Annotated in this window: 11 protein-coding genes and 1 tRNA gene; 7 read left to right on the forward strand and 5 right to left on the reverse strand. The window is 43.4% G+C overall.

Features of this window, described 5'->3' with window-relative positions; all coding sequences use genetic code 11:
* Positions 1–414: 414 nt before the first annotated feature.
* Together K0T93_RS04510 and K0T93_RS01685 are read right to left on the reverse strand one after the other, a co-directional pair.
* Positions 415–624 carry a MutS-related protein gene (locus K0T93_RS04510; protein ID WP_225721757.1) on the reverse strand — a complete coding sequence of 70 codons (210 nt, stop codon included), beginning with the start codon at positions 622–624 and terminating at the stop codon, positions 415–417.
* 1,750 nt (positions 625–2,374) lie between these two features.
* A complete protein-coding gene (locus K0T93_RS01685) occupies positions 2,375–3,175 on the reverse strand; it encodes an inositol monophosphatase family protein (protein ID WP_225721670.1) in 801 nt (266 codons plus the stop codon).
* 226 nt (positions 3,176–3,401) lie between these two features.
* Between K0T93_RS01685 and K0T93_RS01690 the strand changes: the two genes are divergently transcribed.
* On the forward strand, positions 3,402–4,223 hold the full coding sequence (locus K0T93_RS01690; RefSeq protein ID WP_225721671.1) for an RNA methyltransferase: 822 nt from the start codon (positions 3,402–3,404) through the stop codon (positions 4,221–4,223).
* Positions 4,224–4,980: 757 nt separating this feature from the next.
* Here the strand turns inward: K0T93_RS01690 and K0T93_RS01695 are convergent.
* Entirely contained in the window at positions 4,981–5,739 is a 759-nt protein-coding gene (locus tag K0T93_RS01695; RefSeq protein WP_225721758.1) for a UDP-2,3-diacylglucosamine diphosphatase, read from the reverse strand.
* Positions 5,740–6,344: 605 nt separating this feature from the next.
* Positions 6,345–7,001: a tetratricopeptide repeat protein gene (locus tag K0T93_RS01700; protein ID WP_225721672.1), complete on the reverse strand. Its 657-nt coding sequence runs from the start codon at positions 6,999–7,001 to the stop codon at positions 6,345–6,347.
* 228 nt (positions 7,002–7,229) lie between these two features.
* Between K0T93_RS01700 and cysS the strand changes: the two genes are divergently transcribed.
* The 6 genes from cysS (at position 7,230) to K0T93_RS01730 (ending at position 13,691) form a co-directional block, all read left to right on the forward strand.
* Entirely contained in the window at positions 7,230–8,630 is a 1,401-nt protein-coding gene (cysS, locus tag K0T93_RS01705) for a cysteine--tRNA ligase (protein ID WP_225721673.1), read from the forward strand.
* 40 nt (positions 8,631–8,670) lie between these two features.
* On the forward strand, positions 8,671–9,432 hold the full coding sequence (locus K0T93_RS01710; RefSeq protein ID WP_445082797.1) for a DNA-3-methyladenine glycosylase family protein: 762 nt from the start codon (positions 8,671–8,673) through the stop codon (positions 9,430–9,432).
* A 165-nt stretch (positions 9,433–9,597) separates the two neighbouring features.
* Entirely contained in the window at positions 9,598–10,569 is a 972-nt protein-coding gene (locus K0T93_RS01715) for an acetyl-CoA carboxylase carboxyltransferase subunit alpha (protein WP_225721674.1), read from the forward strand.
* A 50-nt stretch (positions 10,570–10,619) separates the two neighbouring features.
* Positions 10,620–12,050, forward strand: a complete 1,431-nt coding sequence (tilS, locus tag K0T93_RS01720; protein WP_225721675.1) for a tRNA lysidine(34) synthetase TilS — start codon at positions 10,620–10,622, stop codon at positions 12,048–12,050.
* A 174-nt stretch (positions 12,051–12,224) separates the two neighbouring features.
* Entirely contained in the window at positions 12,225–13,475 is a 1,251-nt protein-coding gene (locus K0T93_RS01725; protein ID WP_225721676.1) for an aspartate kinase, read from the forward strand.
* A 126-nt stretch (positions 13,476–13,601) separates the two neighbouring features.
* Positions 13,602–13,691, forward strand: a tRNA-Ser gene (locus K0T93_RS01730).
* A 216-nt stretch (positions 13,692–13,907) separates the two neighbouring features.
* Here K0T93_RS01730 and murI read toward each other — a convergent pair.
* Positions 13,908–14,747, reverse strand: coding sequence for a glutamate racemase (gene murI, locus K0T93_RS01735; protein ID WP_225721677.1), 840 nt, complete (start codon positions 14,745–14,747; stop codon positions 13,908–13,910).
* Positions 14,748–15,084 lie beyond the last annotated feature (337 nt).

Consider the following 15,084-nt stretch of genomic DNA (forward strand, 5'->3'; position numbering starts at 1 on the left):
ATTCCTACTATGTAGGAATTATGATACAGCCGTCTAATCAATAGGGCTTATAAAGCAAAGAAATTGATTACTTGACCAGATAAAATTCTCTTTTAGCTTTAGCATAGACAGTTATTTTAGTCGTAACAGCCAAATAGCAAATGAGGGAGGTAGGTGTGTCAAGTGGCGCCTGTATTTTACATTTCTTAATAAGAATAGCTAATTAGCTTAGGATTATAAAAAATTATATTTTATAAACTACTTAACATATGAAAAGCTTTCAATTGCGCTGTGATAATAGCTGACTACCTATGGTAATAGATAATGCGCTCTAATAAAATTACGGAAGCAGGACACTAGCCAGTCGAGCGACTTATAATCTATAGCCTTAGTTCGCTGGACCTTCATAGGCGGCATATAAATATATGCCCACACTCATGTTTTAATGATAAAAGTAAATATTTGATACTGTTTAGTATTGTAATTGCGTAAATTGAAGTAATGTATAGCGAAGAACGTATAGCTCTGTTTATATGAGAGTAGATAGCATGCAATAGTCCAATCGAAAGCACGTCCATCGAAGGTCGATGTATAGTCAACTGGATCTACTAGTACAAGACTATGCGATTTCGTGTTGTTTAGAATTTATAAAACTTCAGCGATATCGATCATAAAAGTCAAGCGGTCGCCCATAAAGTTATGAGTAGCGACGATTTGTATAAAGATCTAGTCAACAAGAGCGAAACTAACCTACCTTTCTGTTACAGAGTTTCCTTCGAGGTATGCTATAAACATAATCAGCGCTGCTTTCACTATCTATAGCTTGTCCTTCGGAGAAGGTACTATCTAGTATTGACTCTGGAGTGATTTAGCGTTCAGCGTTTTTTAAAATCGGGGGTGTCGGTAGTCTTCTGATACTGTGTTAGTATGTACATGAGTCGCCTTAATATAGAAGTCGTAAATAGATCTTATTATATTCAACTCGAACATTGGTTTGAATGCGTTCATACATTTTAAGATCAACGAGAAAATATCCAAAATTCTATGAAACACCATGCTATTTGTCTAATGCTGCATTGTAGTCAGATGCAGTAACACCGCGGTACATCATGTTGTAGACGCGCTCGCGATGGCTCGCGCAATAATTAATTATCAATAATCGGTAAGCTCTACTCACAGCCAGTAAAGCAGTAGGCGACTGCCTATCGGGGTATAGCACACATCAAGAATAGCATCGAGAATCTATGTCTTGCAACGTTTCAGTTAACCTAAGATTGCGGCGCGTAGCTGGATCGAGCCTAATATATTTAGTAAGCAGACGTGCGGAATCTGCTGCTTTTGGGTCTATGCTGCGTACATCAAAAGTACGTCGGCTGTGTCGTATACAGTACTAAGCTCTTGCGGAAAATCTGTTAAATTTTTTTATAGTTGTTAATTATTTATATAGACGTTGTACACCTAATGCGGGGTCAAAGTTCCACGTGAGAAATCACGTTCATGTTCTCGGGTTTTAGGTAAAATTAGTTGCTATGAAGCACTATCGTTTGCAAGCATATAAAGCAGCCAATATATCCGATTCCGGCTGGTATCTTATCTACGCTAACATCGATCAGTCGCGACCCGACACTTTCCCAAGTACTGCTCAAGAGAATGATGCTGTACTCGAGTCATCTTGATTGAAACTACCCGTCAATATACCGAACCGCGCAAGAGCTAAAGCAGCAGTCATACTATTTTTTCTGAATTCTCGTAGAACTGTTCTTAATAACCACTCATTTTAACACCATCGTGTCAGGGTAATTAGCTTTAATACTTAGACGCATCATCAGTGCGTGATTTTCGATGACTATTTCTGAGAGCAGGTTGTTTAGACTCTTAGCTATTTCTTAAACCTATTATATTAATTTGAATAGTAATTAGGAGTAGTTCTGAGAGTGTTCGCTAACTAGTAAAATTTGCATTAGTCGTGCAGGGCGTATGCTAGTCTCTAGCTATTCTGATATTTTCTGGTATTTCTATGTCATGTCAAGCGTAACTCTTTCAAAGGAAGATAGCCTACCTGCATTCTAACAATTATTAGCCCGATAACTTTCAGGGAAGTTCATCTGTATTTATCAGTACAGATGTGCATCAACCGTTCTAACACTGATTATAGCCATAAACACTATTAACACTGGTATCTAGCTGCTTAGATTATATCTGTATATTCCTTAATATTAGACGCACCTCTAATTTAGACGCTGTTTCCTAACACGTAGTAAGCAGAGATAACAAAGATGCATAGGCACTCTTAGCGCCGTGGATGTTCGGATTATTTGGCTAAGGCGGGTTCTACTTCAATTCAATGCGGTACTTATAATATTCTGAGAGTACCTTAGAACTAACTTCTTTTTGCTCAGACTGCCTTTTTTACTTGACTATATGGCTTGAGAATCCGCACCATCTGTGCATACTGTTTGGGGTTGCCTGCAACAATTTCATGCTGGTACAAAAAAGTGGAGTCACCTGTATAGTTGCCAACTAGTCCTCCAGCTTCGCTAACAAGCAAGCTACCAGCCGCAATGTCCCACGGTTGAATGCCTTGCTCGAAGAAGCCGTCATAGCGCCCGGCGGCTACATATGCGAGGTCTAGAGCTGCCGCGCCCGGGCGGCGAAGGCCAGCGCATGCACATGTCATTTCGCCGAACAGCTTTAGGTACCCGTCTAGCCCGCTTTGATCTCGGAACGGAAAACCAGTACCAATCAGCCCATCAGCTAGTCGATCTCGCCGTGATACACGGATACGCCTATCGTTGAGAAACGACCCACAACCACGCGATGCTGTAAATAAGTCATTGCGGGTTGGATCGTAGACGACTGCTTGCGTAATGACTCCACGATAAGAAAGAGCAATCGACACACAGTACTGCGGAAATCCGTGAATGAAGTTTGTCGTGCCATCTAGCGGATCAATAATCCATACATACTCAGATTTATTAGCGCTAGCGCCAGACTCTTCGGCGAGAAATCCATGCTCCGGGTATGCAGCATGTAACGTATCGATAATTACTGTCTCTGCTGATCTATCAACTTCAGTGACAAAATCGTTGTGCTGCTTTTTATTTACTTGCAGCAAGTCGATATCCAATGAAGCACGATTAATAATCTGCCCGGCACGGCGTGTAGCCTTGACAGCAGTGTTAAGCATTGGATGCATGGGCTTTCCTTAGATGCAAGCTACTGCTACGGTGTCATACCGCGCAGCTAGACCTCGCGAATTGATAAAGAGCGGAGCATAACATCATATGAATGTTGTACGGCGGCGCTCTGAACTTGTGATTCTATCAGTAAGTGCACACTGTACATCAGTGTATGTCTTAGTGCTGTTACGCTTGTAATAGAACATTACAGCTATTGTTAAATCTTTTTAATGAATCTACACTATGAACAATAGTCTTACTGTACATAGATCATTTTCGGCTGACGCAAGCCTAGATGTCGATACTCTATCTTTTGATGCAAGCTTTACGTCGGTGCGCTTCGTGCTTGTTGAGCCGAGCCATCCTGGTAATGTTGGTGCGGTGGCCCGCGCTTTAAAGACAATGGGTTTCTCTCGCCTTGTTCTGATTGCACCTCGGATCGAGATGGTATGCACTAATCCCGATGCGAAAGCAATGGCTAGCAACGCAGATGACGTATTAGCGGCCGCAAAAATCATGCCAACTCTTGCTGATGCATTGGCAGATGTTCACTGGTCTGTAGCGCTTACAGCACGCAAACGCAAGTGGGGCCCGCCGATACTCACACCCCGCATGCTTGCGTTGTGTGCCCGTGGTCTAGCGGCGACTGGCGATATCGCATTAGTGTTTGGCAATGAACGCACAGGGTTATCTAATGTTGATGTCGAACGCTGTAACGCGATGGCTCATATACCAGCTAATCCTATCTATAGCTCACTGAACCTTGCACAAGCAGTTCAAATTCTCGCTTATGAGTTACGCTTAGCGCTATTGAGTGCTGCGCATCAGACGCCGCTTTCTAGTATCGCTGCATCGATAGTGCCCCATGACGAAATTGAATATATGTTCAAACATCTAGAGAATGCACTTATTGCACTAGATTTCCTTAATCCCGCTAACCCTAAAAAACTTATGCTACGGCTTCGACGGGTATTTTTGAGGGCTAACCTGGAGCATGAGGAAATTAAGATCGTTCATGGTATCGCTAAGCATATCCTTCTGAAGTCTTATGGTATTCCGTGGTAATAACTAGCAATTGACGCAAGTTAGATTAGTACGCTCTCGGCGAGAAAGCTTAATTAAATAATTCGCACTATTTATTTCATCTTAATCTCTTACTCTAAGTTGTACGATATTATCGTTATCTCATGCGTTCGCGTACTATCGCATTCTTTCTAGAATGCGAAGTAGCATTATTTAAAGCGTTTGATGTTATACCTTATGCAATGTTACTTATATTGATATAAATCCTAATTTTATTGTCGATCGACGAATATTATCAATGACGGGATAAGCGCGTAAGCGCAATAGACTGAGTGTGATATTTAGAAAATAGCTAAAATGGATAATGAGTATGGCAATACATATACTGAAAGCTGCTGCGAGAGTGCTGAGTAGTTATACTAGTTAATAGTAGTATACAAAAATTGTATATAATACTCGTGAAATAAAGTAGGTGTAGATTAGTCTGACGACGATTAACAATCTATCACATGCGACCCATGTCTAATAGACTACTGAGTGAGTATCATGTAATAAAGATTTTATAAAAACTTTTTCTTATATGTAGATTAAAAATAAATGCTATCACATATTAATACTAATATTTTATAAATTTATAGCTAATGCCACTTAGCAAGCGATTAACTTTTGATAAAGTGATAGCAGGGGCCAAGCTTCTTGGAAAGCATTATTAAAAATCAACGGGTGAATACAGTCAGAATCAATAACCCTGGAAAATATCAAGATTTCATTGAAGATTAGTGGCCCGAGTTACTCCACCTTAAAGACTAAGCGGTAGTACGTGGATACCGTTTTTATCAATCCTCAGATAGCCACCGCGTGTCGTACCGTGGTCAAGTTCCCAGTCCGGTAGCACCCACCGTGCGGTACCGTGGTGGTAATGGTAAGCTGGCAAATGCGTATGACCATGGATCATAGTATGGGTATGGGTTCTAGAGAATAAGTGTGAAAGCGCATTAGATGTCACATCATGCTGAGGTGACATCTGAATTGGTTGTACAAGGCATTTTCGGCGCATATTTTCACCGATTTTTTCACGCCAGCGCAACGGTAGTACAAAAAATAGGCTTTGTGCTACAGCAGTGCGAGTAACGCGTCGAAATCGTTGGTAGCTGATATCAGCAGTGCACAGCGCATCACCATGTGTGAGTACAATGCGTTCGCCAAAAACTGTGATAACACACGGGTCGGGCAGCAGTATTGCGCTTGCAGTCTTCATAAATTTGGGTCCGAGTAGAAAATCTCGATTACCATGCATTATATACAGCGTGATACCGCGCTCAGATAGCGTATGCATAAGTTTGGCGATATATTGTGAAAATGGTAAGGCGAGCATGTCATCACCAATCCAATACTCGAAGAGATCGCCAAGAATGAATACTGAGTCGACTGCGCCTGCGGTAACACAGATAAAATGCTCGAATGCAGCAACAGTGCGCGGCAGCGCCTCACTCAAATGCAGATCGGATATTAATAATATCGAGCACAATGCGCTGTTTTTATCAGTTAGATTCAACATACACGTTTCAGTTTTGGACAACGATGTTTGATTCTTTAATCAAAGCATTGCGGACAGTGCATTCTAATAGAATCCGCAGGTACAGCTGCATAGTGCTGTATTTTATCGATTAATTTTATTTTTTATTACCCATATAAAATAGTGCCGTCTCCAGCCTTTTTACATCAACGCCTCTTAATATACGAGAGAGTGGTTAAGCTTTGATAAAACAGAGAGTTTTCTAAACAAAAACATCTAGCGCTCACTATCTAGGATAGTAATTAATCGTGTTTCTAAATCTGTTTAGACCTTCTAGCCGAATTAGTATTTGCGTAAGTTCGCCCTATAGTCTGGATCGGAAAATAAGGCGATGAATGAGCGCATTGTTATATTTGCTAGATATAAGTATTTGTAGATTGTATATGACATTTTGATGATATGTAGTTTGAGCGAACACATCCCTAGATACTGTCTTGAATAGTACGTTAAAGCATCTAAAGCTAGCTCGCTAGATAACTCGTAGAAATCGATCCAAGTAAGCAATTCAACAATTTCATATTTTCGATTCTAATATTTTGAGCAACGATAATGCGTAATATAATATGCTCTCAACGATGAGAGGTGGATTAAGGTTGTATTATCTTCGGTATTCGGTAAGGTAGTAGCGAAGGCCCTGTATTAGCGCTAGGAACAATAGTCGGGAAGTGTAATACTTCTTTTTTTGGCATCGTGATTGATAAAAGCTCAGATCTTGTAGTGGCTGAACCGGCTATTTTCGGCAGACTCGACAGACCCAGGAGTCGTTCGATTTGCTGTCTGCGGCACGCAGAATACGTGTCACATGGTTCAAGCTCGCTTGCACGCTTGAACGACTCAGCCCCAAGTCGGAGATAAAGATCACCTAAGTTGGCTTGTGAAAGCGCGTAGCCTGGATTTGCGTGTACTGCTATCTCAAGTAACGCACGGGCTTTTTCTAGTTTTCCGTGCTTTGCATATAGAGCAGCTAGATTATTATACGGCTCAGGTAGTTCCGGATAGGTCTGCGTCAGCGCTGTATATGCAGTGATTGCGTCGTCATCTCGGCCTAGCTGTACAAGTACATTAGCTCGCTTGAAGCGAGCCTGTACATCACGCGGGTTCATAAAGACGCGATCGTCGAATTTTGCGAGTGTGGCGTCAAGCTCTTGCTTGACATCAGTGACAGCAGGCAAGAGTTGTGCGAACGCTATTCTAGCTAAGCAGACTATTACCGCAAGCACGATACGCACACGGGTCGTATTCATAGATTTTTCGCGGTGTTATACTTTAATCTATTCTAACAATATCTCGGTCTGTTGCCGAGAACTAGAACAGTCGACAGTCCTCGTACCACTCGAGGTTGCATCCGATTAGTTGATTTCCGAACCATGACAACATCGTCTATTTACCACTCTTACTAAAGACGAGGGTTACACCGCGTCAGTGTGTTAGCCGACTGCGTTTACAGTGCTTGGCACACGTAACGTTTCTATATGGATCGGCTCCGTTTATACAATACGTTCAGTTGTAACAAAGAAACCTTCGTTCCATTGCGCAAGGGCGAGGTATACATGTACGTGTGCGGTATGACTGTTTACGACTATTGCCACGTAGGTCACGGTCGACTGATGGTTGTATTCGATATGATCCAACGATGGTTGCGTACTCTAGACTATCGAGTTACATATGTACGTAATATTACTGATATCGATGACAAGATTATTCGGCGCGCGACGAATAGCGGTAAGTCAATCTACACGCTAACAGACTACTTTATAAAAGCAATGCACGAAGATGAGGCCACACTAAATATTAAACGACCAGACTATGAGCCACGTGCTACAGAATTTATACCGCAGATGTTGGGCATGATAGAAGCACTTAAGCGTAATGGCTATGCGTACCAGGGGCGTGATGGCGATATTAATTATTCCGTGCGAAAATTTTCCGCATATGGACAATTATCCGGCAAGTCTCTCCAAAACCTACGCGCTGGGGAGCGAGTTGCGCAGAATGATTTAAAAGAGGATCCACTCGATTTCGTGCTATGGAAGCGTTTTAAAAAAGATAGACTACTCGATATTGGGTGGGATTCCCAATGGGGTTGGGGGCGGCCAGGCTGGCATATTGAGTGCTCAGCAATGAGTTGCGCGTTACTTGGCGATCGGTTGGATATCCATGGTGGCGGTCAAGACTTACAATTTCCTCATCATGAAAATGAGATCGCGCAAAGCGAGGGGGCAACTGGGCAACATTTCGTGAATTACTGGTTACACAACGGATTCGTCAACGTCGACAACGAAAAAATGTCTAAATCGCTTGGTAACTTTTTCACGCTACGCGATGTATTGAAGCGCTATGATGGTGAAGTGATAAGGATGCTAATCTTACGCACGCATTATCGATCACCATTAAATTATAGTGACGCGTGTCTAGACGATGCGCGAGCAGCGCTCATGCGGCTCTATACAGCACTTAAAGATGTCACGCCCGATAATCAAGAGCTAGACTGGGGTGAATGTCATGCAGCAGCATTCCGCGCTGCTATGAATGATGATTTCAACACACCGGCCGCGTTCGCGACACTGTTCGACTTAGTTTCGGATTTGAATCGCACCCGCGATCCCGCGCTGGGGCGCCAGCTTAAGAGGCTCGCTAGCATACTTGGTATGCTTGAGTGCGATCCCAGCGAGTATTTACAGGGACAATCGTTAGCTTCGGATAAACTTCCAGCCCTCGATATTGAACAGATCAATGAGCAAATTAAAGTCCGTTCACAGGCTAAGCACATGAAGAATTATATCGAAGCAGACCGGATCCGAGCAGCATTATTTGATGACGGTATTTTACTTGAAGACAAACCGAACGGCATGACTGAATGGCGACGCGTGTAAGGCGCGGCACATCGATATGAATCCGTAGTCAGGAGGCAGGATGGCAACGGCTAAGAAAACGGCGCGCAGCATTGAAGTAAGGGCGCCGGTAGTGGTAAAACACAGTATTGCCTGTGAGCATGTGGCACGTGCTAATGATCCTAATAGAAACAGCGTGATGTGTCACATTACACAGCAGTGGGAAGGGGGCGGGCGACCTGAATATTGGGACCATGCATGCGAAGACCTAGTCCGTTGCGACCGTATACTTAGAAAATTAATCCCGCAGTTTGGACCTGTTTATTTGATAGCGTGCGGTGATCCGTTTGTAGCGCTTGCTCGCTCTATCATCAGTCAGCAGATATCAGTTAACACTACAGAAGCAATATGGGGGCGACTCATAGCTGCATGCCCGTTGATTGCGCCATCATGCATCATGACGCTTGGGCAGTCTCGATTGCTCGAGTGTGGATTATCTAAGCGAAAGTCAGAATACATCCTAGATCTTGCTCAGAACTTTACATCTGGTGTGCTTCATATCGCGGCATGGCCATTAATGGATGATGAAACGGTTATTGGCGAGCTTACGCGGATACGAGGGATTGGTTGCTGGACTGCGGAGATGTTTCTAATTTTTAACTTGATGCGCCCGAATGTGCTTCCTCTAGATGACTTTGGGCTAATTCGTGCGATTAGTCTTAATTATTTTAGCGGTGAGCCAGTCACACGCAGTGAAGCCAGAGAAGTCGCTGCGAATTGGGAGCCGTGGCGTACTGTTGCAACATGGTATATGTGGCGCAGTCTGGAACCGCCAAAAGATTAGACTAAACAGTGCTATTTAACCTGGATTAAGCATGGTAGTGAAATATCCACCCTTAATATTGCGTCTAAAATTATTAGAATATTAATGTGAGAGTTTAGAGCTCATTTAGGTAGTACAACATAGAGTTAAAATATGTGCTACCAGATAGTTCAAGGACTCAAATAAATGAAAATCACCTTTCTGGATTTCGAGCGGCCGATTGCAGAGCTTGCAGTAAAAATAGAAAAATTACGCCTCGTTCAAGACGATTCAGCCATTAACATCTCGGAAGAGATTGACCGGCTATCTAAAAAAAGCCAAAAACTGATAAAAGATATATATGCCCACCTGTCACCTTGGCAAGTAGTTCAGATCTCTCGGCATCCACAACGCCCTTATACACTTGATTATGTAAACGAGTTATTCACAGATTTCCAAGAATTGCATGGGGACCGATCATTTTCCGATGATTTGTCGATTGTCGGTGGTCTTGCGCGCTTTAACGGGCATCCGTGCATGGTAATTGGTCACCAAAAGGGGCGGGATACAAAAGAGCGCGCTTTGCGTAATTTCGGAATGTCACGCCCGGAAGGCTATCGCAAAGCCGAGCGACTAATGCGGATGGCAGAGAAATTTAAATTGCCAATTTTCACGTTCATCGATACGCCAGGTGCGTATCCAGGTGTAGGAGCTGAAGAGCGTGGTCAATCCGAAGCAATCGGTCATAATCTTTATGTAATGGCTGAATTAAAGGTGCCAACGATTGCGACAATCATTGGTGAAGGCGGCTCTGGTGGCGCGTTGGCTATTGCCGTCGCTGATACCGTATTAATGCTTCAGTTCTCGACCTATTCAGTAATTTCTCCGGAAGGGTGCGCCTCGATTTTATGGAAGAGTGCGGTAAAAGCGCCTGAAGCAGCAGAAGCTCTAAGCCTAACCGCGCACCGACTTAAAGCACTTGGCCTGATTGATAAGATTGTTAACGAACCACTGGGTGGTGCGCACCGAGATCTTAAAAGCATGGCTGCAATGCTGCGTCGTGCGCTGGCCGATTCTCTTCGGCAGTTTCAAGGCATGAGCGCAAATGATCTGTGTGCCCGTCACTTTGAACGGTTAATGAATTATGGAAAATATAAATCTGGCCCGCTTAAGAACTAATAGAGGCTGTGCGGCATACGCAAGCTGGCCTTTATATAGGATTCAATTGCATGAAAAGTTCAAGCGAATTAGCCGGTAGTCATCTAGTTTTTCAGTCAGTAGCCGCTCAAGCCGAAGCCGTTCATTGTGGCGAGTCTGTTGCAATCGCCTTCAGCGGAGGCCTTGATTCTACGGTGCTATTACATGCGGCGGTGCTTGTGCTTGGTGCGCGCCGGTGTGTCGGGTTGCATGTTCATCACGGACTTAACGCTTGCGCTAATGCTTGGCGTAGCCATTGCATCGATATAGCTTCCCAGCTCGATATTGTTTTTGATTGCCGCGCCGTTAAAATAGCTGATATGCCACAGCAAAGTATCGAAGCCCTTGCGCGCGATGCGCGCTATACCGCGCTTAGGCAGATGTGCAAAGCACATCGTATACGCACGCTGTGGCTTGGCCATCATGCTGACGACCAAGCTGAGACTGTTCTATTGCAATTACTGCGTGGTTCAGGGCTTCCCGGTCTCGCCGCAATGCCACTGAAGCGCTTGCTTCATGACGGGCTCGTCTACGTGCGTCCTTTATTGTCAGTATCTCAAACTTCTCTAGAAGCGTATGCACGTCAGCATGAGCTATGCTGGATAAATGATGCATCTAATACAGATATTCGGCATATGCGTAATGCGCTACGGAAACATGTAATGCCTAAGCTAGCAATTTATTTCCCCGGGTATCGCGACACGTTAGCACGGACAGCCCGACATGCCGCTACCGCACAGCGTTTACTACAGGATTTTAGTATTAATGATTTAGGCGCATGCATATACGTCAGTCAGCCTACTGCTACGGTGAAACGATTCGATGCATCGTTTCCTATAAGCCAAATTCTATCTCGGCGTGCGCTACTTGAACTTAGTGATGAACGTGCGATAAATTTGCTTCGATTTTGGATGCGTAAGTCAGGGCTAGCAACAGCATCTTCAGCGCGAATTAAGGAAATACTTCGCCAATTGCGTGATGCCAGTAACAGTACCACGCTGCGAATTGCATATAGTAAACAATATCTGTGCTTATACCGAGATCGGATCTGGTGGGAAAGCCAAGATGATCAGATATTTATTAGGAAAATAATACCACTAAGCACTGAGTTTCAATGGTCGGGTCAGTCTGTCTGGCATTTGCCGGTATGGCAGGGGTCCATTGTTTTCGTATTATCTAATATTAACGATGAACGCGGGGTGCAGTGTAGCGTTCTCGAATCTGTGCCACTCACGGTACGTGCGCGGCTTGGTGGAGAACGCATGCGTCTACGCGTTGGCGGCCCGCTGCGCACGTTGAAAAACCTCTTTCAAGAAGCGGCAATACCAACTTGGCAGCGCCATCTCCCATTGTTGTTTACCGGAGATAAATTACTGTGGGTACCAAAACTAGGCATCGACCCTAACGTTGCGGGTAGAGGTCAAGTACGAATCGAATGGCGTCCAGATATACCGCTCATATGATAAGCATTTTCGCTTGTCAAGCGCACCAGCATACGGCAAAATTGTTCTTTATCTAATTTCTCTGATTTAAATCCATTAGGTAGGCCCTAATGGCATTATCTTGTTTATGCCTTATTCTATTAAACAATCCCACATACGCACTGGCTTTATTTTTCTCTGTAGTTTATAACGACAATGGCACTCATTGTACATAAATACGGCGGTACCTCAATGGGCTCAGTTGAGCGCATCAGGAATGTCGCAAAGCGCGTTGCGAAGTGGCATAAAGCCGGTCACCGATTAGTCGTTGTGCTATCCGCGATGGCTGGTGAAACTAATCGCTTGCTTTCTCTGGTACAGAAAATTTCAGAACAACCTAATCCTCGCGAACTCGATATGATTACTTCGACAGGCGAGCAAGTTAGTGTTGGTCTGTTGTCAATCGCACTACAGGAAGAAGGTATAGACGCAGCCAGCTATGCTGGCTGGCAGGTTGCTATTAAGACAGATAGTGCATTTACAAAGGCCCGTATCAACGAAATAAATGATAAACGGGTGCTAACTGATTTAAATGCTGGTAAAGTTGTTGTCATCGCAGGTTTTCAGGGCGTGGATCCTGATGGTTATATTACTACGTTAGGTCGGGGAGGATCCGATACATCAGCAGTCGCAATTGCAGCTGCGATGCGCGCTGACGAGTGTTTAATCTATACCGACGTGGATGGTGTATATGTGACCGACCCACGCGTTGTTGAAAAAGCTCGTCGCCTAGATCAAATTACGTTCGAGGAGATGCTAGAAATGGCCAGCCTCGGTTCTAAAGTACTGCAGATTCGTTCTGTTGAGTGTGCTGGGAAATATCGGGTTAAAACACGTGTGTTATCAAGCCTGATAGATCCGATGATCCCGCTAGATGAAGAAATGTGTTCGGGCACTCTGATTACCTTTGAAGAAAACGAGAAAATGGAACAAGCTGTTATTTCCGGTATCGCTTTCCAGCGTGATGAAGCACGCATTGCAGTCATTAATGTTCCTGACAAGATAGATATTGCTTATCAGATCCTTGGCCCGATCGCTGAGGCCAACATTGATGTTGATATGATCAACCAGAATTCTGGTATAGAAGGAAAAACCGACTTAGCCTTCACTGTTAACCGTGGCGACTACAAGCATGCAATGAACATTCTTTCTTATCACTCGAAAGAATATATCAACGCGCAAAGAGTATTAGGCAATCCACAAGTATCGAAAGTATCTCTCGTTGGTGTCGGCATGCGTTCGCATGTAGGAGTTGCCAGTAAAATGTTTCACACCTTGTCAGAAGAGGGCATTAATATTCAGATGATTTCAACATCTGAAATAAAAATCTCAGTGTTGATTGATGAAAGGTTTATAGAGTGCGCCGTGCGTGCACTCTATAAAGAGTTCGATCTTGAGAAAACGTAATTGCAGCGTAGCTTCTAACTATAAAATAGTTGCTGTACTGTCTTATAAATTAATATGCTATTTTAGGTTCTTCGTTTGTTTTAGATTAATTTCCTTGCTCTACTCTATACGCAAGTATAGCCTCCAGGAGACGTGGCCGAGAGGTTGAAGGCACTCCCCTGCTAAGGGAGCATCTGGGCTAAACCTAGATCGAGGGTTCGAATCCCTCCGTCTCCGCAAGCACTGTCATAAAAAATTTCGAATTTCTGTCAACTCAGCTTTATCTATGTGTTATTAATCTGGGCTAGTAATCAAAGTAGTAATTTCTAAATTAAAAACACGGGGTGTTTAAATATACAGATTAGTCGCCTTAAACTAAGAGCAATTTATATGATTGTCTCGTATTATTCTAACTCTAGTTTACGTTTTAGACTGATGTAAGTAGTAGTTAAATTAAAATGGTTCCGAGGCTATTTTGACATGTTCAGCGTCTATATTAACGCCGATAAGTTTCTGAGCGATACGAGTCAATTGTAAAGCATCGCCTGTGCTAATGAGTCGTAATGTCGGTGAAGCAAGTCTTTTTTTACTGTGTGTAGTAGCCGAGATAGTGTTAATAAGTAATCGCTGCTTAGTCAGTTGTCGTACTAATTGAGATGCGATTGCTTCATGCGTATCGACAATATACAGCTGCTTAGCAGTGATTGTACATAGCGCATTCCATAAAAATGAATAATGAGTGCAACCTAGTACCAGTGTATCAGCACTGCTGTCTAAAATCGGTTGTATGCAAGCAGATAGATATTGCATAACCACTGGTGAGCTAACATCACCTACCTCGATTGCCTCAACTAAACCACGCCCATGCTGACAGATAAACCGGCAATCCCCGCTGTACTGAGCAAGCAGTGCATTAAAGCGTTCGCTTTTGAGCGTGCTGGTAGTTGCTAGTACGCCTGCTACTCGGGTACGTGACCGCAACGCGGCGATTCTGATACCAGGTTCGACGCCGATAATCGGCATTTTTAAGCGCTCGCGTAATATTAATAATGTATGGGCAGTCGCTGTATTGCAAGCTACCACTATTGCTTTAACATGCTGCGCTTCAAGCCACCGGCTAATACCCAAGGTACGCGCTGTGATGAACGAGTTCTTACGTTCACCATATGGTGCATAGCAGGAATCAGCACAATACAGCAGAGTCTCATCAGGTAATGCCGCCCGGATCGAGCGAAGCACTGATAGTCCTCCAACTCCAGAGTCAAGAACGCCGATCGGCGCCGCATTTCGCATCGTTATTCTTACTATGTCGATAGCTTATTACTGCTTATATATAAGCAGTAATTATTATAGACTGCTAGTGATTTTGAATATCTATTTTTTCATCAATCTAAGTTAGATATCGAGTTAATTAATATGTTTTTTCATGCCGTCTAAGATACTAAAATTTTGTTTGATACATAATTTTATTCGGACTTACAATACACAATTGTTTTTTTACGGGTTACTTAAAAAGTAATTTAAGCCTTAATTTACATTCTAATATTTTTTGTGAAGTATTGCTCATTAATAGCTAGCGCAAATTTCTAAGATTTAGAAAACTAAAAATGTTAGTACGTTTTGTTATTAC

It is taken from the genome of Candidatus Vallotiella sp. (ex Adelges kitamiensis), assembly GCF_020342435.1.
In the GTDB taxonomy this organism is placed as follows: domain Bacteria; phylum Pseudomonadota; class Gammaproteobacteria; order Burkholderiales; family Burkholderiaceae; genus Mycetohabitans.